This is a genomic window from Amycolatopsis sp. NPDC004169 (genome assembly GCF_040610315.1).
Taxonomy (GTDB): Bacteria; Actinomycetota; Actinomycetes; order Mycobacteriales; family Pseudonocardiaceae; genus Amycolatopsis.
The window spans coordinates 1-18,260 of record NZ_JBEXMD010000044.1 but is presented as its reverse complement, the minus strand read 5'-3'; the positions used below and the strand labels follow the sequence as shown (position 1 = coordinate 18,260).

Genomic DNA, 18,260 nt, shown 5'->3' with positions numbered 1-18,260 from the left:
TGCCACTGTCCGGCGAGGAACGGTGGCCGCCGTAAGGACTTCGTCAGAACAGCAGCGGCAGCAGCGCGTGCCGGCGGCGCACGATCGCGCCGTACCGGGCGTCCAGGCGCAGCCAGGAATCCGTCGCCGTCACGCGGACCACGTCTCCGGGTACGTCCGAGTCCACGAACCCCATTCCGGACATCGCGAACAAGCAGCGCATCTGGACCTTGACCTCGGTCGCCTCGCCGGTCACCGTCAGGACCGCCTGGTCCATCAGCGACGCCGGCGGCGTGCCGTGCGGGCCGACGTTGTCCCTGGCCAGCGTCACGCCGCGGTCCGCCAGCTCCGACACCACCCGGGCGGGCAGCTCGTCGACCAGCGGCCAGCGGCCCGACGGCGGCAGCTCGCCGTGCCACAGCAGGTCGCGGGCCGGGCCCGGGTCCATCCGGGGCCCGCCCGCCACGGTCAGCGCGGCCAGCAGCTCGTTGCCGGACACCGTGACGTCACCGGGCGTCACGTCCCCGGCCACCGCTCGGGTGGCCAGGCACTCGAACGGCGTCGCCGTCCAGGCCTCGACCACGCCGTCGCCGCGCCGGCGCAGCCGCACGGCCGTCTGGCCGTCCAGCCGGACCGCGCGGGCGACGAACGCGCCGAGGGTCTCCCGGTCGGCCGCGTCCGGCACGAACAACTCAGGCATCCGCGAACCCCTGCTTCAGAAACTCCGACTCGGCCGGGCTGAGCCTACGCGGCCGCAGCTCGACCGTGTCGTACGGCGCCAGCACCGTCTCCGCGGTCACCGCCACCCGGTCGTCCGCCGAGGGCCCGCCGCGCACGCGGTAGGCCAGCGTGAAGCTCGCCGCGCGCAGCTCGGTCAGGTCGATCTCGATCCGCAGCTGCTGCCCGGACACCACGATCGGCGCCTTGTAGGCCACCTCCAGCCGCACCACGACGATGCCCTTCGGCAGCTGGTCCAGCCCCGCTTCCACGGCTCCGTCGAACAGCAGCGGGATGCGCGCCTCTTCGAGCAGCGTCACCATCTTCGCGTGGTTGATGTGGCCGTAGACGTCCATGTCCGTCCAGCGCGGGCGGACGTGCGATACGTAGGTCACCGCACCGTGCTCCGGATCTGGCGGGCCGCCACCGAGAGGGTCGCCAGGTCGAGCCGGCCGGACTTGGTGATCTCGTCGAGCGCGACGCGGGCCCGCTGCAGCCGGGACGCGTTCGTCTTCTCCCACTGCGCGATCTTGGCGTCCCCGGACGAGCCGGGATCGCTGTGCCGCAACGCATCGAGCGTGATCGCGCGCAGCGAGCCGTAGACGTCGTCGCGCAGCGAAAGCCGGGCGAGCGCGTGCCAGCGGTTGCCGCGTTCGAGCTTGCTGATCTCGGTGAGCATCCGGTCGATGTCCAGGTGCGCCGAGAGCGCGTAGTACAGCTCCGCCGTCTCGGCCGGGCTGTGCACCGCGTCCACGCCGATCTGCTGCTCGGCCAGCTCCGCCACCTCGGTGACGTCGAGCAGGCCGTAGGTGTGCAGCAGCAGCGACACCCGGCGGGCGAGCCCCTCGGGCACGTTCGCGGCGGTCAGCTCGTCGACGTGCTTCTGCACCGACTCCGCTTCGCGGCCGCGCAGCAGGTCGCCGATCTTCGGCACCAGCTTGTCGAGCACCCGCCGGAAGCGCTTGATCTCCGACAGCGGGGCCAGCGGCTGCGGCCGGTTGGTGAGGAACCAGCGCGCGGCCCGGTCGAGCAGCCGCCGCGTCTCCAGCACCATGTCGTTGGCGACGTCGGTGGACACGACGTTGTCGAGCGCGTCGATCTCCTGCCACAGCGCGGGGAGGTCGAAGACCTGCGTCACCACGGCGTACGCGCGCACCGCGTCGGTCGCCGTCGCGTTCATCTCCTCCATCAGCCGGTAGACGAACGAGATGCCACCGCCGTCGACCACCTCGTTGGCGACCAGCGTGGTGATGATCTGGCGTTTCAGCGGGTGTTCCCCGATCGCGTCCGGGAACCGCTCGCGCAGCGGCTTCGGGAAGTACTCGGGCAGCCTGGCCGAGAACACCTTCGAGTCGGGCAGGTCGCTGGCCAGCAGCTCGTCCTTCAGCTCCAGCTTGACGTGGGCCAGCAGGGTCGCCAGCTCCGGCGAGGTGAGGCCCTTGCCCGCCTTCTCCAGTTCCCGGAATTCGGAGTTGCTCGGCAGCGCTTCGAGCTTGCGGTCGAAAGCGCCCGCCGTGACCAGCGCCTGCACCTGGCGCGCGTGCACCGAGACCATCGGCGCGGCGTGCGCGCGGCTGACGCCGAGGACGGCGTTCTGCCGGTAGTTGTCCTTGAGCACCAGCGCGCCGACCTCGTCGGTCATCTCCTCCAGCAGCTCGTCGCGCTGTTCGCGCTCCAGCTTGCCGGTCTGCACGAGGTGGTCGAGCAGGATCTTGATGTTGACCTCGTGGTCGGAGCAGTCGACGCCGGCCGAGTTGTCGAGCGCGTCGGTGTTGATCTTGCCGCCGCCCCGCGCGAACTCGATCCGGCCGAGCTGGGTGAGCCCCAGGTTGCCGCCTTCGCCGAAGACCTTGACGCGCAGCTGCTTGCCGTCGACGCGGATGGCGTCGTTGGCCTTGTCGCCCGCGGCCGCGTGGCTCTCGGTCTCGGCCTTGACGTAGGTGCCGATGCCGCCGTTCCACAGCAGCTCGACCGGCGCCAGCAGGATCGCCTGGATCAGGTCCATCGGGGCCAGCGCGGTGACGCCTTCTTCGAGGCCGAGCGCCGCGTGGACCTGCGGGCTGATCGGGATCGACTTCGCCGTGCGCGGGTAGATGCCGCCGCCTTCGCTGATCAGCGAGCGGTCGTAGTCGTCCCACGAGCTGCGCGGGAGGTCGAACAGCCGTCGCCGCTCGGCGTACGACGTCGCCGCGTCCGGGTTCGGGTCGAGGAACACGTGCATGTGGTTGAAGGCCGCGACCAGGCGGATGTGCTCGGACAGGAGCATGCCGTTGCCGAAGACGTCGCCCATCATGTCGCCGATGCCGACGACGGTGAAGTCCTCGGTCTGGGTGTCCTTGCCCAGCTCGCGGAAGTGCCGCTTGACGCTCTCCCAGGCACCCTTCGCCGTGATGCCCATGGCCTTGTGGTCGTAGCCGACCGAGCCGCCGGAGGCGAAGGCGTCACCCAGCCAGAAGCCGTACTGGGCGGAGACCTCGTTGGCGATGTCGGAGAACTTCGCGGTGCCCTTGTCGGCCGCGACGACCAGGTAGGAGTCGTCGGCGTCGTGCCGGACGACGTTCGGCGCGGGCACGGTCTTGCCCTCGATCCGGTTGTCGGTCAGGTCGAGCAGGCCGGAGATGAACATGCGGTAGCAGGCGATGCCCTCGTTGAGCTGGGCGTCGCGGTCGATGCTCGCGTCGCCGCTGGGGGCCGGCGGGCGCTTGACGACGAAGCCGCCCTTCGCGCCGACCGGCACGATCACCGCGTTCTTCACCGCCTGCGCCTTGACCAGGCCGAGGATCTCGGTGCGGAAGTCCTCGCGCCGGTCCGACCAGCGCAGGCCACCGCGCGCGACCTCGCCGAAGCGCAGGTGCACGCCCTCGACGCGCGGCGAGTACACGAAGATCTCGAACTTCGGCCGCGGCTCGGGCAGATCGGGCACGCCGGCCGGGTCGAGCTTGATCGACAGGTACTCGCGGGGCGTCCCGTCGGCGCCGGTGACGTGGTAGTTCGTCCGCAGGGTGGCCCGGATGACGGCCATCAGGCGGCGCAGGATGCGGTCCTCGTCGAGGCTGGTGACCTCGTCGATCATCGCGCTCAGCTCGGTGCCCAGTGCCTCCGCGGCGGCGTCGCGGTCGGCGTCGGACAACTGCGGGTCGAACCGGGCCTCGAACAGCCGCAGCAGCTTGGTGGCGATCTGCGTGTGGTTCAGCAGCGTGTTCTGGATGTAGTCCTGGGAGAACGCGCTGCCGGCCTGACGCAGGTACCGCGAGTACGCGCGCAGCACGGCCACCTGGCGCCAGCTGAGCCCGGCGCGCAGGACGAGCCCGTTGAGGCCGTCGACCTCGGCGTCGCCGCGCCAGGCGGCCTCGAAGGCGTTCTGGAAGCGGCCGCGCAGCTCCTCGACGGCGTGCTCGTCGGACTCGTCGAGCATCTTCTGGTCGACGCGCAGGCCGAAGTCGTAGATCCAGCACGCGCCGCCGTCCTCGCGGTGCAGCTCGTACGGCCGCTCGTCGACCACCTCGACGCCCATGGCCTGCAGCACCGGGAGCACCTTCGAGAGCGTGACGCCTTCGCCGCGCAGGTAGAGCTTGAAGCGCCGCTCGCCCGGCCCGGCGTCGGCGGGCTGGTAGAACGACAGCGCGAGGTCGCCTTCGTCGGTCAGCGAGTCCAGCGAGCGGAGGTCGGCCAGCGCCTCTTCGGCGGTGAAGTCTTCCTTGTAGCCCTCGGGGAAGACCATCGCGAAGCGCTGGCCCTGCTCGGTGGCCGATTCCTCGCCGACGATCCCGACCGCGACGCCGCCGTCGGCGCGCTCCCGGCGTTCGTCGAGGACGGCTTCGACCATCCGGTCGTCCCAGGTGCGGACGGCGTCGTTCAGCCGGTCCTGGATCTTGAGCGTGTCCGGGTCGAGCCGGCGCGCCGGGTCGGTGTGCACGACGAAGTGCACCTGCGCCAGGACGGTCTCGCCGATCCGCGCGCTGTACTCGAGCTGGGTGCCTTCGAGCTCCTCGAGCAGGACTTCCTGCATCGCCAGCCGCGAGCGCGTGGTGTAGCGGTCGCGCGGGAGGTAGACGAGGCAGGAGTAGAAGCGGCCGTACGGGTCGCGGCGCAGGAACAGCCGCAGCCGTCGGCGGTCGGAGAGGGTGATCGCGCCGGTCGTCGTCGAGTACAGCGAGTCGCTGTCGGCGGAGAACAGGTCCGCGCGCGGCCAGTTCTGCAGGATTTCCAGCATCCGCTGACCGGAGAACGACTCGATCGGGAAGCCGGCGCGGTGGATGACCTCGCGGACCCGCTTGCAGACGACCGGGATGTCGAGGACGTTCTCGTGCAGCGCGGTGGTGGTGAACATGCCGAGGAAGCGGTGTTCGCCGGTGACGTTGCCTTCGGCGTCGAAGGTCTTCACGCCGACGTAGTACGGGTAGACCGGCCGGTGCACGGTCGAGGGCGCGCTCGCCTGGGTCAGCACCAGCAGCGTCGGCGCGAGGGCGGTGGCGGCGGTGTCCGGCCCGGCGGTGAGGCCGCGGGCGGCGAGGCTGTCCTGGCGCAGCACGCCGAGGCCGGAAGCCAGAACCGCACGCAGGGCGGGGGTGTCCGCGTCCGGGTGGTCGACCAGCTCGTAGCGGCGGTAGCCGAGGAAGGTGAAGTGGCCGTCGGCCAGCCAGCGCAGCAGCCGGGCGCCCTCGGCGACCTCGTCCTTCGGCAGCTTCGGCGGGTCGGTCTCCAGCTCGCTCGCCAGCTGGCAGGCGGTCTGGGCCATCTTGTCGGCGTCCTCGACGACCTCGCGGACGTCACCGAGGACGCTGGAGAGCCGGTTGTCGAGCTCGCGGGCCCGGTTGCGATCGGTGACGAAGTCGATCTCGATGTACATCCACGACTCGGCGGCGGAGTTCGCGGGCGGCTCGGCCGGGTCGGCTTCGGGGTGGACTTCGAGCAGCTCGCCGGTCAGGTCGCGGCTGACCACCACGATCGGGTGAACGATCCGCTGCACCTGGACGCCGTCACGGGCGAACTCGGCGGCGATCGAGTCGACGAGGTAGGGCATGTCATCGGTGACGACCTGCACGACGGTGGCCTCGCGAGCCCACCCGTCTTCGGCGACGGTCGGGTTCAGCAGCCGCACGGCCGGGCGGCCGGGCATCCGCGACTTGGCCAGCTGCAGGTGCGACCGGACGGCGCCGACCAGGTTGACGGGCTCGTCGCCGACGATCTCTTCGGCCGGGATGTGCCGGTAGTAGAGCCGGATGAGCTCACCGATCTCCGGCGCCAGCCCCGCGGCGGCGTCGATCAGGTCGTCCCTGATCTGCTCCGGGCTGGCCGGGGAGCGCTGGCCGAATTCAGGTTCGGTTTCGGCTCCGGTTCCGGGTAGGGACGAGACTCCGGTCGAGCTCATTTGAGGCAACTCTCCAGTTTGCGTGAGGTGACACCGCGCCGGTTCGGCGTTGAGCCGGCCACCCCACACTAATGCGCCGCGATCCGGGATCACATGAAGACCCGGGGCCCGGAAACCCTTCCGGAGCACGGGATTCCCGTGATCGGTCAAGCTACTGACGGGTTGCCTAGAGGGGGCGGCCGCGCCGCTGACCAGCCCAGCCCGCCGGGCGTTACCCGACGTGGGGCCAACGTGATCGGTTCAGTTGAAGGGGTGGGCTGCCGTTCGTCGAACGCTGTCGGCCAGTCGGCGACGTCGAGGTGCGACGGATCCCACTGAGTTCGGGTGGAGGCAGGTCGGCGACGAATCGGGGCGTCTCAGCGACTGGACGCGGGGTGAGGTGAACTGTGTTGTGGATGCCGTGGGTCAGTGGGGCGCGCGCCGGCCGAAACTGTCGGTGCCGGCGGGTAGCGTGGAAACCGGGGGGGCGCCCCCGCGGGCCGGGCCTGCGCTTTCTCCGGGCAAGGCAAAGTGTCGGTGGCCGCCGGTAGCGTGGGAAACGGGGGCTGCTCCGAACGCCCCGGGCCTTCCGAGGGGCGGCGGTCCGGCTGCCTGAGCCGAGGCGGCCCGGCCACTCCGACCAGGCGCGGTTCAGTCGCGGCCGCGGGAGTCCGAGACCTCGGCGCCGTGGCCGTTGCGACCGTGACCGTTCCGGCGGCTGGTGTCCTGGGAGCCGAGCTGCTTGACCAGTGCGGCCGCGCTGGCCGTTCCCGCCTGGTGCTCGGCCAGCGCGCGGGCCAGCAGGTCGGCCAAGCCCGCGTCCGGCGGGGGCTCGTCCTCCGCGATCGCCCGGGCGTAGCTCTCCGGGAACGGGGCCGTCGCCGGCGTCCAGTGGCCGAAGTCCTCCATCGGCTCCAGCGACGGGGGCATCCGCAGCCGCGGCAACCACGGCTCGACCTCGTCGCGGTAGTCCGGCACCGAGGGCGGCTCGTCCTCCGGCCGCGGCGGCGGGGCGAGCTCCGGCTCCGGGCGGGCCGGTTCCTCGGCACGTGGGCTGTCGGCGTCTTCCGCGCGGCGCCGGCCGCCGGCGCCGCCGGACGCGGAGATGCCCAGCCGGTCCAGCACGGACCGCGCGGCCACCGAGCCGTGCTCGGCGTCGTGGCGCGTCGACGGTTGCGGTTCCTGGCGCCGTCCCTCCGAGGCCCACGGCTCCCGCTCGGCGGCGGGCTCGGGCGCCAACGGCAAGGCCGGCGTGACGCGGGTGGGCGCCGATTCCCGTTCGGCCGCGGTCTCCCGCAGCCGGGCTTCGGCCAGCGCGGCCCAGGAGAACTTGGTCTTCCCGGTTTCGGCGGGCGGCGCCGCTTCGGGCTCCCGGGTGGACCGCGCCTCGACCGGTTCACGCCCACGCTCGGCCGGCCGCGGCTCAGCCGCTTCCGAACGAGCCTCCGATTCGGCGAACCGGCGCTCAGCCGCCTCCGAACGGAACTCCGACTCGGCGAACCTGGGCTCAACCGCCTCCGAACGAACCTCCGGCGCACGCTCGGCCGGCTCCGAACGAACCCCGGGCTCGGCAGACCGCGTCCGAGCAGGCTCCGGCCGCACCTCGACCGGCTCCGAACGGAACTCCGGCCGCTGCTCCGTCCCACGCCCCGACCGAACCTCGATCGGCGCCGACGAAGGCTCCGGACGGAACTCCGCCGTCCGCCCACGCTCAGCCGAGGCGACCTCGCGCCCCGGCCGCGGCTCGGCAGCGGCCCGAGAATCGGCGCCGGGCCGCGGCTCGACAACCTCAGCCCGCTGCTCGGCAAACCGAGGCCGCGCCTCGGCCACTCCAGGCCGCTCAACAGCCCCAGGCCGGGACTCCACGCCCCCACGCGAATCAGCACCCCTGCGCCGCGGCTCAGAAGCCCCGGGCCCCTCAGTGGCCCCGCGCCGCTCGACAGCCCCAGGCCGCTCAGCAACCACAGGCCGCGGCTCATCCCGCACCGCAGGCATCAACGTCGTCTCCGCCGCATCCGCGGTCACCCGCGGCCGCTCGAACGACCAAGCCGGCTGCCGCGGCTCCGGCCGCGACGGGGCTTCCTCCCGCCCGAACGACCACGCCGGCGTCCGCGGCTCAGCCTCCGAAACCGGCTCCACAACCGGCTCCGCCGCGACAACCGGCACCGGCCGGGCCGGCACCGCCTTCAGCACCTCGTCCAGATCGATCGACGCCGGCTCCCCGCTGCCGAACTCGCCGGCCAGCACGTTGCACGCCTGCCGCCGGGCGCGAGCGTGCAGCTGCTCCGCCGCCCGCGAGCGGTACAGGCACGCGATGGCCTCCTCCGCCTGCCCGAACCGCTCCTGCAGCTGCGCCAGCTCCAGCCACAGCCGCGCCGTGACCGCCGACAGCCCGTGCCGGTCCGTGCTCGCCACCGCCTCGCGGACCAGCTCGATCGCCGCCTCACCGGCACCGGCGGGCAGGTGGACCCGCGTCGCGACGGCCAGCCGCAGCCAGCCCATCGGCGCGACACCCGCCGCGCGCACCGGCTCGGCCAGCACCGGCTCCGCGATCTCGTACGCCATTTCGGTGTCGCCGCGGTCGAGCAGTGTGTTCACCAGCAACAGCACCAGCCGGATGCGGACGAGGCCGCCGTCGTCGGCCGGGTTGTCCAGCCTCTCCAGGAAACCCAGACCGGTACGGGCCGCGTCGGCCGCCGCCGTCAGGTCGCCGTGGCGGCGCCGGTGCGCGGCCGTGCCGATCCGCAGCAGCGCCCGGACCAGCAGCTGGGTGTCCGCACCCAGCGACTCGTCGCCGAGGACGAGCTTGTCCGCTTCGACGAGCACCCGGTCCAGCTCGGCCTTCCGCCCGATCAGCCCGAGGCAGCCGACGAGGTGCGTCAACGCGGCGGCGCGGTGCACCGGCGAGACGACCGGGTCGGTGAGCACCGGCCGCAACGCGGCGAGCCCGGTCAGCGGCACACCGAGGCTGCGGGCGCACACGGCGAGGTCGATGCGCAGCCGCGCGGCGATGTCGCCGTAGCCGGCGTGCTCGGCCGCGCGCAGGGCCGCGACCGCGCGCCCGACCGTGGCCGGGCGCATGCCCAGCCGCACCCGCGCGGACACGACCAGGCTCTCGGCCCGGATCCACTGCTCGTCGGCTCCGGCGGCCTCGGACAACGCCGCCGCGCGCTCACCCAGGACCAACGCGAGCTCGGGCGCGCGCAGGTGCAGCGCGTCCGCGCGTTCGATCAGCCTGCCGACTGCGGAGAGGGTTCCCCCGGCATGCGCGGAGCGCCCGCTCTCCGCCGGCGTACGCCCTCCCGCGGAGGCGGCGTTCGACGGAGCGGAGAGCGGGCCGGTCCGGTGCTGTTTGCTGGCTTCCACGGGGAAACCCGCCCCCTCAGTCGCGGGTCAGCTTGCGATGGGTGACACGGTGCGGCCGCGCCGCCTCGGCGCCGAGGCGCTCGACCTTGTTCTTCTCGTACCCCTCGAAGTTGCCCTCGAACCAGAACCACTTGGCGGGGTCTTCGTCCGTGCCTTCCCAGGCGAGGATGTGCGTGGCCACCCGGTCCAGGAACCACCGGTCGTGGGAGATCACGACGGCGCAGCCGGGGAACTGCTCCAGCGCGTTCTCCAGCGAGCCCAGCGTCTCGACGTCCAGGTCGTTGGTCGGCTCGTCGAGCAGGATCAGGTTCCCGCCCTGCTTGAGCGTCAGCGCCAGGTTGAGCCGGTTGCGCTCACCACCGGAGAGCACGCCCGCCGGCTTCTGCTGGTCCGGGCCCTTGAACCCGAACGCGCTGACGTACGCGCGCGACGGCATCTCGGTCTGCCCGACGTGGATGTAGTCGAGCTTGTCCGAGACCACCTCCCAGACCGTCTTGTCCGGGTCGATACCGGCCCGCGACTGGTCCACATAGGACAGTTTGACGGTCTCGCCGATCTTGACCTCGCCGGCGTCCGGCTCCTCCAGCCCGACGATGGTCTTGAACAGCGTGGTCTTGCCGACGCCGTTCGGGCCGATCACGCCGACGATGCCGTTGCGCGGCAGGTCGAACGACAAGCCGTCGATGAGCACCCGGCCGTCGAAGCCCTTCTGCAGCTTCTGGACCTCGACCACGACGTTGCCCAGCCGCGGGCCCGGCGGGATCTGGATCTCTTCGAAGTCGAGCTTGCGGTGCTTGTCCGCCTCCGCCGCCATCTCCTCGTAGCGGTCGAGGCGCGAACGCGACTTCGTCTGGCGCGCCTTGGCGTTGGACCGGACCCACTCGAGCTCGGACTTCAGCCGCTTGGCGAGCTTCGCGTCCTTCTTGCCCTGGACCTCGAGGCGCTCGCGCTTCTTCTCCAGGTACGTCGAGTAGTTGCCCTCATAGCCGACGACGCGGCCGCGGTCCAGCTCCATGATCCACTGGGCCACGTTGTCGAGGAAGTACCGGTCGTGGGTGACGGCGAGGACGGCGCCGGCGTAGCGGGCGAGGAACTGCTCCAGCCACAGGACACTCTCGGCGTCCAGGTGGTTGGTGGGCTCGTCGAGCAGCAGCAGGTCGGGCGCCGACAGCAGCAGCTTGCACAGCGCGACCCGGCGGCGCTCACCACCGGAGAGGTGGGTGACGCCCTCGTCCGGCGGCGGGCAGCGCAGCGCGTCCATGGCCTGCTCGACGGTCGAGTCGAGCTCCCAGGCGTCGGCGTGGTCCAGCTCCTCCTGGAGCTTGCCCATCTCCTCGAGCAGCTCTTCGCTGTAGTCGGTCTCCATCAGCTTGAGGACCTCGTTGTAGCGGTCCAGCTTGACCTTGACCTCGCCGAGGCCTTCCTCGACGTTCTGCCGGACCGTCTTCTCCTCGTTGAGCTCCGGCTCCTGCATGAGGATGCCGACCGAGGCGCCGGGCTGGAGGAACGCTTCGCCGTTGCTGGCCTGCTCGATCCCCGCCATGATCTTGAGAACGGTGGACTTACCGGCACCGTTCGGCCCGACCACGCCGATCTTGGCGCCGGGGTAGAACGCGGTGCTGACGTCGTCGAGGATGACCTTGTCCCCGACGGTCTTGCGCACCTTCTTCATGGTGTAGATGAACTCGGCCATACCCACGATCGTAGAGCGCGCTCGATCGCGCCTCGACGCCGGTCACCGTCGGACTACCGAAAGTCAGCCCGAGATCACGGCGAGAGTAGCAAAACGGCCGTTTTCCCGGCACCCGGACGGCGGCTCAACCTCAACTGGAACCCGAGGGTCGCTTGCCCTCGGCGAGGTTCTTGAGCATCGCGTTGTAGGCGTTCAGCTCCTCGTCGCCGGTGGCCGCCTCGCGCCGGTCACGCCGCTTCGCCTCGCGCTCGTCCTGCCGCGACCACTGCACCAGCAGGGCGATCAGCACCAGCAGCACCGGGACCTCGCCTGCCGCCCAGGCGATGCCGCCGCCGAGCCGCTGGTCGGCGAGCAGGTCGGTGACCCACGGCAGGTGCAGCTGGCTGTAGAAGGCCTGCCCGATGACGGTCTGCTTGCTCATCAGGATCACGCCGAAGAAGGCGTGGAACGGCATCGCGGCGAACATCATGCCGAGCCGGCCCAGGTACGGGATCCGCCGCGGCGACGGGTCGACGCCGATCACCGGCCAGTAGAAGACGTACCCGGCGAGCAGGAAGTGCCCGTTCATCGCCAGGTGCGCCCAGTGGTACTGCAGCGCGTTGTCGAACAGGCCGGAGAAGTACAGCGCGTAGAACGAGCCGACGAACAGCAGCAGCGCGACGACCGGGTGGGTGAGGAACCGTGACACCGGGGAGTGCACGAAGGCGACGAGCCACTCCCGCGGCCCCGGCGGGGCGTCCTTGCCCGCGGCAGGCAGGGCGCGCAGCGCGAGCGTCACCGGCCCGCCGAGCACGAACAGCACCGGCGCCACCATCGACAGCAGCATGTGGTTGCCCATGTGGACGCTGAACATCGCGGGCGCGTACCGGCCGATGCCCGACGACGTCGCGAAGAACAGCACCACGCAGCCGGCGACCCAGGCGACCGTCCGGCCGACCGGCCAGGTGTCGCCGCGGCGCAGCAGGCGGCGGACCCCGGCGAGGTACAGGCCGCCGATGACCAGCGCGAGGGTGCCGTAGACCAGGTCGAAGCGGGTGTCGAAGAGCAGCCGCCACACCGTCGGCGGGCCGTCGAGGTCGTAGCCGATCAGCAGCTCGGTGGTGGACGGCTGGGTGACCGCGTCCGCCGGCGGTGGCGTCCTGGCCAGCCCGGACGCGATCCCGATGGTGACGAACATGATCAGGATCTCGACCGACGCCAGGCGCAGCAGCTGGGCGCCGCCCGTGCCGTTCTTGAGGTTCGCGACGCCCTTTTCGCGCTGCTGGTGGCCGAACACCCCGAGCAGCAGCAGCGCCACCGTCTTGGCCACGACGAGCAGGCCGTAGTCGGTGGTGAACAGGTCGTCGAGGCCGATCCGGACCAGCGCGTTGACTGCGCCGGAGAGCGCCATCACGATCCAGCAGACCAGCGCCAGCCGGGAGAACCGCTGTGCGGCCAGGCTCAGGTGGCCGCCGCGCCGGTACCCCAGTGCCAGCAGGGCGACCAGGCCGCCGACCCACAGCGCCGCGGCGACCAGGTGGAACAGCAGGCTGTTGGTGGCGACGTCGTGCGAGCCGCCGCTGGCGGAGTGCCCGGTGACGGCGACCGGGACCAGCCCGCCGACGGCCAGGAAGAACAGCACCGCCGTCCAGCCCCAGGACAGCGCGAGCCGGCAGCCGAGCGCGACGAGGACCGCGATCAGCGCTGTCCACAGCCACGCCTTCGGCTGTTCGATGGCGCCGACGAGGTCCAGCAGCGTCTGCGGGTCCAGGACGTCGCCGAAGGGCTTCCCGGCGGTGTCGGCGGCGGTGAAGGCGACCGAAAGCAGGGCCGCGGCGAACCACACCCAGGCGGCGATCCCGGCCGCGCGCAGGGCGCCGTAGCCCTCCGGCCCGAGCGTCCCGGACTTCTGCGGCGGCACCAGGAAGGCGGCCAGCAGCAGCGACCCGACGCAGATCACCGACGCGCATTCGGACAGCACGCGCATGACGGTGATGCCGTACTTGGTGACCAGCCCCGGGTCGGGCAGGCCGGCGATGACGTAGCCGGCCCCGCCGGTGAGCGCGATCAGGCCGATCGCGACCACCGCGGCCAGCAGGAAGCCGACCAGGAGCAGGGGCAGCACACTGGCCCGGCGCTGCGTCGGGACGTCGGATTTCGTCGCGGACACGCCACTGAGGGTATGCCCCGCCCCGGTCAGGCCCGTGTGACGGGCAGGATGGCGTGGTGAAGATGATCCTGCTGCGGCACGCCGAGTCGCTCGGCAACGTCGACGAGCTCGCCTACACGCGGATCCCCGACCACGCGCTGCCGCTGACCGCCAAGGGCGAGCGGGAGGCCCGCGCGGTCGCGCCGGAGATCGCGCGGCTGCTCGACGGGACGCGGCCCGCGGTGTACGTCAGCCCGTACCTGCGCACCCGGGAAACGTTGCGGCTGCTGGACATCCAGGCGTCCTGCGAACGGCTCGTGCAGGAGCCGCGGCTGCGCGAACAGGACTGGGGCAACCTGCAGGACCCCGCCGACCAGGAGGTCCAGAAGGCACGGCGGCACGAGTTCGGGCACTTCTTCTACCGGCTGCCGTTCGGCGAGTCGGGCGCGGACGTCGACGACCGTGTCGCGGCGTTCCTCTCGGACCTGCGACGGCGCGAGGAAAGTCACCCGGAGACGGTGCTGATCGTCTCCCACGGGCTCACGCTGCGGCTGCTGTGCCGACGGCTCTTCGGCTGGAGCATCGACCTGTTCGAGTCCCTGTCCAACCCGGCGACCTGCGAATACCGCGTCCTTTCCGAGTCCGACGGCAAGTGGACGCTGGACCGCCCGTTCGCCCAGTGGCGAGACTCACCCGACGGGGAAACCCAGCTTTAGCGGCGCGGTCAGCACGACGCGGGTGCCGTGGCCGGGCGCCGAGTCGATGCGCGCGGCGCCCTCGATCTCGGCCATCCGCGCGTGGATCGAGTTCTCGATGCCGAACCCGGCGCGGCGCGCGGCGAGGTCGAAGCCGGTGCCGTGGTCGCGCACGGACACCGTGACGACGCCTTCGCGCTCTTCGAGGCACACGACGGCCTTCGCCGTCCTCGCGTGCTTCAACGTGTTTCGCAGTGCCTCGCGGGTTGCGTCGTGAAGGGCGTTGACGACGGCTTCGGGGACGTCGGTGGGCTTCGCGAGCACGACGAGGTCGACGCGGAGGCCGTCCGCCGTCATCTCGACGGCCAGCGCGCCGAGGCGGTGTTCGAGCCCGCCCGGCTCGGCGGGCGCGTCGCCGTCGAGGCTCAGCCGCAGGCGCAGGGCGTGCGCGCGGGCGGTGCGGCGGACCTGGTCGAGGCTGCCGCGCGGGTCGAGCGCGTCGCCGGGTGCGGGCAGCGCGAGGGACTCCATCACCTGCAGGACGGTGTCGTGGACGTCACGGCGGTGGCGTTCCCGCTCGGCGGCCCGGCCGCGCTGCTCGCCCAGCCCGAGGGCGAACCGCATCGACCCGGCGACGAGCAGCACGATGGCCAGCGCCGTCACCGCGGCCGCGACCAGGGCGAGCAGGATCCACGTCGCGGGCGCCGACGTGCCCGAGACCGCGGCCATGCCGTACCGCAGGAGCAGCGCGCCGGCGATCGCCACGGCGCCCGCGGGCGCGCCGCGCAGGAGGGTCCAGACCATGACCGTGCCCATGATGTTGGGCCAGGCCAAGGTCAGCAGCTCGGGTGAATGCGCCGCGAAGACAGCCGCGGCGAAGCTCGTCATGAGCGTGTACGCGGTATCGGCGGCCAGCACCGGCCGGATCCCGGTGGCCCGGCGGAAAACCCAGGCCACTTCCAGGAGGTTCGGCACCAGGTAGAGGCCGACCGCACCCCAGAGCACCGGCGCGCTCAGCGGTCCGCCGGACCAGACGGCCTGCAGGAACAGCGCCAGCCGGAACGCGACCGGCACCAGCACGAGCCGCGGCACGGCGTCCCGCACGAGCGTCAGGCCGCCCCACCGCCCGCTTACGCCGGCGAGCGCCCCCGCTCCGCCGAGCAGCACAACCCTCACGACGTCCTCCCCGGATCAAGGCGCCCCCGCCTTGATCAGCCGACCTGAAATTGAAACGTCGCCGTATTCATTTCAGTTTACCGACGGGGTTCAGCTTGCCTCTTGCACCAGGAGACTGTCAACGCCCGGGCCGTGGTGGAAACGCCGGTTGCGGCACGGATTTCGTGCCCGGAACGGCTACCGGCTGATCATCGCCTCCGCTTCCTCCCGCCGGCGCGACCGCCGGGCGGCGACCGCGGCGGGCAGGATCAGTGCGGCCACCACCGCGACGAAGACGAACGCCACGGCGTAATCCGTCGCCTGCGCGATGCCGCCGACGATCGGCGGGCCGCCCAGGAAACCGGTGTAGGCGACGGCGGTCACGAAGGCGATCTCGCGCTCGCCGCCGGTGCCGTCACCGCGCTTGCCGGCGTCGCCGGCGAGGCTGAGGCCCATCGGGAAGGACGCGGCGAGCCCCGCGCCGGCCAGCGCGAACCCGGCGAAACCGACGGCGGCGACCGGGATGACGGCCGCGGCGACCAGCCCCACGGCGGCGAGGGTGGCGCCCGCGGCGAGGCAGCGGGTCGGGCCGAACCGGCGTTGCGCCACCGGGCCCGCCAGCCGGGTCAGCGCCATGACCAGCTGGAACCCGGCGAAGGCGAGGGCCGCGGTGCCCTGGCCGACCCCGCGCTCGGCCGTCATCAGCAGCGCCGACCAGTCCGACGCCGCGCCCTCGGCGATGGCCGAGCACAGCGCGACCGCGGCGAGCAGCCACAGCACCGGCCGCCGGATCGGCGCCCGCGCCGGCGTGACCACGGGTTCTTCGGTGTGCTCGGGGTGGCTGCCCGGGACGGCCCGGATGACCAGGGCCAGCACCAGGACCGCGACGACGGCGGCGACGGTGAGGTGCCGGGCCGGCGACCAGCCGTGGCCGGCGGCGAGGCCCGCGGCCAGCGAACCGGCGAGCGCGCCGAAGCTGAACCCGGCGTGGAACACCGACATGATCGGCTTGCCGAGCCGCCGTTCGACAGCGACGCCGGCGACGTTCATCGCGACGTCGAGCATCCCGACACTCGCGCCGATCACCAGCAGCGCCCCGGCCAGCAGCGGCACGGTGGGCGCGAAGCCGACCAGCACCAGCGAGCCGGCGGCCATCGCCGTGCTCCCGGCGACGACCGCTCGGACACCGGCCCGTTCGATCAGCCGCCCGGCCACCGACGCGGCGGCGAGCATGCCGACGCTGGCGCCGAGCAGGGCCAGGCCGAAGACCCCTGGCGAAGCGTGCACCTGAGCGGTCAGCGCGGGCGTGCGCGACGCCCACGAGCCCAGCGCGAGCCCGTTGAGGGCGAACACCGTGAACACGGCGGTCCGGTCCCGCATGGGTCCCCCTTTCGTGGCTCCAGCGTGACTGAAGCGCTTCAGAAAGTCCACCGCGCGCTGGCTAGACTGCGCGGATGACCCGGCGCCGCCGTCCCACGCTCGACGACGTCGCCGTCGCCGTCGGCGTCTCACGCGCGACGGTGTCGAACGCCTACAACCGGCCCGACCAGCTGTCCGCGCGGCTGCGCGACGAGGTCCTGCGGGTGGCGGCCGAGCTGGGCTACCCCGGTCCCGACCCGACCGCGCGGAGCCTCGCGACCAGCCGGACCGGCGCGATCGCGGTCCTGCTGGACACGTCGTTGTCGATGGCGTTCGCCGACCCGGCGCTGTACCTGACGCTGGACGCGCTGGCAAAGGTGATCGACCCGCACGGGCACGCGCTGCTGCTCCTGCCGGGCGGGCCGCCCGCCGAGCGGGTCCTCACCGCGCAGGCCGGCATCGCGATCGCGTACTCGCTGCCCGACGGCGCGCCATCGCTGGCAGCGGCGCGCACGCGGGGGTTGCCGCTGGTGGTGATCGACCAGCCGCTGCTGCCGGACACGGCGCGGGTCGGCTGCGCGGACCGGCTCGGGGCGGCGCTGGCCGCGCGGCACCTGCTGGAGCTGGGGCACCGGCGGTTCGGGATCTTCGCCGCGTGCAGCCACCTCCGGCCTGGTGGCGGCCGGTTGACCGCGTCGGAAGCGGCGGCCGCGCCCTTCCACGACGTCCGCGAACGGCTGGGCGGCTACCTGGACGAGCTGGGGTCGTGCGACGTCGTCGTCGAGGAAGCCGCCGGGCTCAGCGCGGAGAGCGCGATGGCCGGGGCGTTCGCGCTGCTCGGGGCGTCGCCGCGGCCGACGGCGGTGCTGTGCATGTCCGACCAGCTGGCCCTGGCTGTCCTCGCGGCGGCGCGTGAGCTGGGGATCAGCGTGCCGGGCGAGCTGTCGGTGGCCGGCTTCGACGACAGCCCGCCGTCGTCGTGGTCGGCACCGCCGCTGACGACGGTCCGGCAGGACCTGGCCGCGAAGGGGCGGATCGCCGGGGAGCTGGCGCTGGGCCTGCTGGACGGCGGGGCGGTGCCGGCACCGGTCGAGGTGCCGGTTTCACTCGTCGTACGCGGCAGCACGGGCCCCGCGTAGCACCGTCCCCACCTTTCCGCAAGGCCGCTTTCGGATCTGTGGACAACCATTCCCGTTGCCGGGCAGTTGTCCACAGAATTGAAATTGCGGGCTGACAGATCCCCCGCCACCCGCCAATCTGGAATCACAGTCCACCGCGGCCCGGCCGCGATTCCGGAGGGAAATCCACCATGTCTTCACGTCGTCTTCGTTCCCGCCTGCCGCACATCGTGGTCCTGGCCGTCGTCGGCCTGCTGACCAGCGTCGGAGCGGCGCAGGCGAGCACCGATCCGGGCTGCCGCAAGGGTGAGTTCTGCGTGTGGCCGTCCGACGGCTACGGCGGGCAGATCCAGCGGTTCGACCTGCGCACGGCCAATACCGAAGAATGCCTGCCACTGCCCGAAGGATTCGACGGGTCGTCGTTCGCGAATCTGATGACCCGCGACGTCACGGTGTACCAGGACGAGGAATGTTCGACCGAGGGTGACTTCGTCACCTATCCGGGTGGCGGCACGTACGTCCCGAACGCCCCGTTCCTGGTCCGCGGCATCCAGATCTGGGAGTAGCCGGATGACCCGGGCCCGCGTCGCCGCCCGCTCCAGGAGTGAGCCGGCTCGCGGCGGCGGCCGGACCCGACCAGGGCCGCTCGCCCCGAAGCGGCCCCACCCGTGGGCGCGCCTCCCAGCGGCAGGGGCGCGCC

11 protein-coding genes are annotated in these 18,260 nt (G+C 72.2%); 3 read left to right on the top strand and 8 right to left on the bottom strand.

Annotated features, from left to right (window positions below; all coding sequences use genetic code 11):
* Positions 1-43: 43 nt before the first annotated feature.
* The 6 genes from ABZX11_RS39330 to ABZX11_RS39305 form a co-directional block, all read right to left on the bottom strand.
* A complete protein-coding gene (locus ABZX11_RS39330) occupies positions 44-679 on the bottom strand; it encodes a hypothetical protein (protein ID WP_176171912.1) in 636 nt (211 codons plus the stop codon).
* The gene (locus ABZX11_RS39325) at positions 672-1,091 is read right to left on the bottom strand and encodes a thioesterase family protein (protein WP_176171913.1); all 420 of its coding nucleotides are present in this window, start codon (positions 1,089-1,091) and stop codon (positions 672-674) included. Before ABZX11_RS39325 ends, ABZX11_RS39330 begins: the two co-directional genes overlap by 8 nt.
* Entirely contained in the window at positions 1,088-6,067 is a 4,980-nt protein-coding gene (locus tag ABZX11_RS39320) for an NAD-glutamate dehydrogenase (protein ID WP_354923227.1), read from the bottom strand. The genes ABZX11_RS39325 and ABZX11_RS39320 overlap by 4 nt, the downstream gene beginning before the upstream one ends.
* A 630-nt stretch (positions 6,068-6,697) precedes the next feature.
* Positions 6,698-9,280, bottom strand: a complete 2,583-nt coding sequence (locus ABZX11_RS39315) for a hypothetical protein (protein WP_354923299.1) — start codon at positions 9,278-9,280, stop codon at positions 6,698-6,700.
* Between the two features lie 148 nt (positions 9,281-9,428).
* Positions 9,429-11,105: an energy-dependent translational throttle protein EttA gene (gene ettA / locus ABZX11_RS39310; RefSeq protein WP_354923224.1), complete on the bottom strand. Its 1,677-nt coding sequence runs from the start codon at positions 11,103-11,105 to the stop codon at positions 9,429-9,431.
* 130 nt (positions 11,106-11,235) lie between these two features.
* Positions 11,236-13,254 (bottom strand): cytochrome c oxidase assembly protein, encoded by a 2,019-nt coding sequence (locus ABZX11_RS39305; RefSeq protein ID WP_354923221.1) that lies wholly within the window; start codon positions 13,252-13,254, stop codon positions 11,236-11,238.
* A gap of 56 nt (positions 13,255-13,310) precedes the next feature.
* Here ABZX11_RS39305 and ABZX11_RS39300 point away from each other — a divergent pair, with 56 nt between their 5' ends.
* Positions 13,311-13,949, top strand: a complete 639-nt coding sequence (locus ABZX11_RS39300; protein ID WP_176171917.1) for a phosphoglycerate mutase family protein — start codon at positions 13,311-13,313, stop codon at positions 13,947-13,949.
* Here the strand turns inward: ABZX11_RS39300 and ABZX11_RS39295 are convergent.
* Positions 13,923-15,104, bottom strand: coding sequence for an ATP-binding protein (locus ABZX11_RS39295; protein WP_354923217.1), 1,182 nt, complete (start codon positions 15,102-15,104; stop codon positions 13,923-13,925). The two genes, ABZX11_RS39300 and ABZX11_RS39295, sit on opposite strands and share 27 nt — an antisense overlap.
* 177 nt (positions 15,105-15,281) lie before the next feature.
* Positions 15,282-16,463, bottom strand: coding sequence for an MFS transporter (locus tag ABZX11_RS39290; protein WP_354923214.1), 1,182 nt, complete (start codon positions 16,461-16,463; stop codon positions 15,282-15,284).
* A 74-nt stretch (positions 16,464-16,537) separates the two neighbouring features.
* On the opposite strand from ABZX11_RS39290, the gene ABZX11_RS39285 reads away from it, so the two are divergent.
* Positions 16,538-17,581, top strand: a complete 1,044-nt coding sequence (locus ABZX11_RS39285; RefSeq protein ID WP_176171919.1) for a LacI family DNA-binding transcriptional regulator — start codon at positions 16,538-16,540, stop codon at positions 17,579-17,581.
* Positions 17,582-17,751: 170 nt separating this feature from the next.
* Positions 17,752-18,126 (top strand): peptidase inhibitor family I36 protein, encoded by a 375-nt coding sequence (locus ABZX11_RS39280; protein WP_354923211.1) that lies wholly within the window; start codon positions 17,752-17,754, stop codon positions 18,124-18,126.
* Positions 18,127-18,260 lie beyond the last annotated feature (134 nt).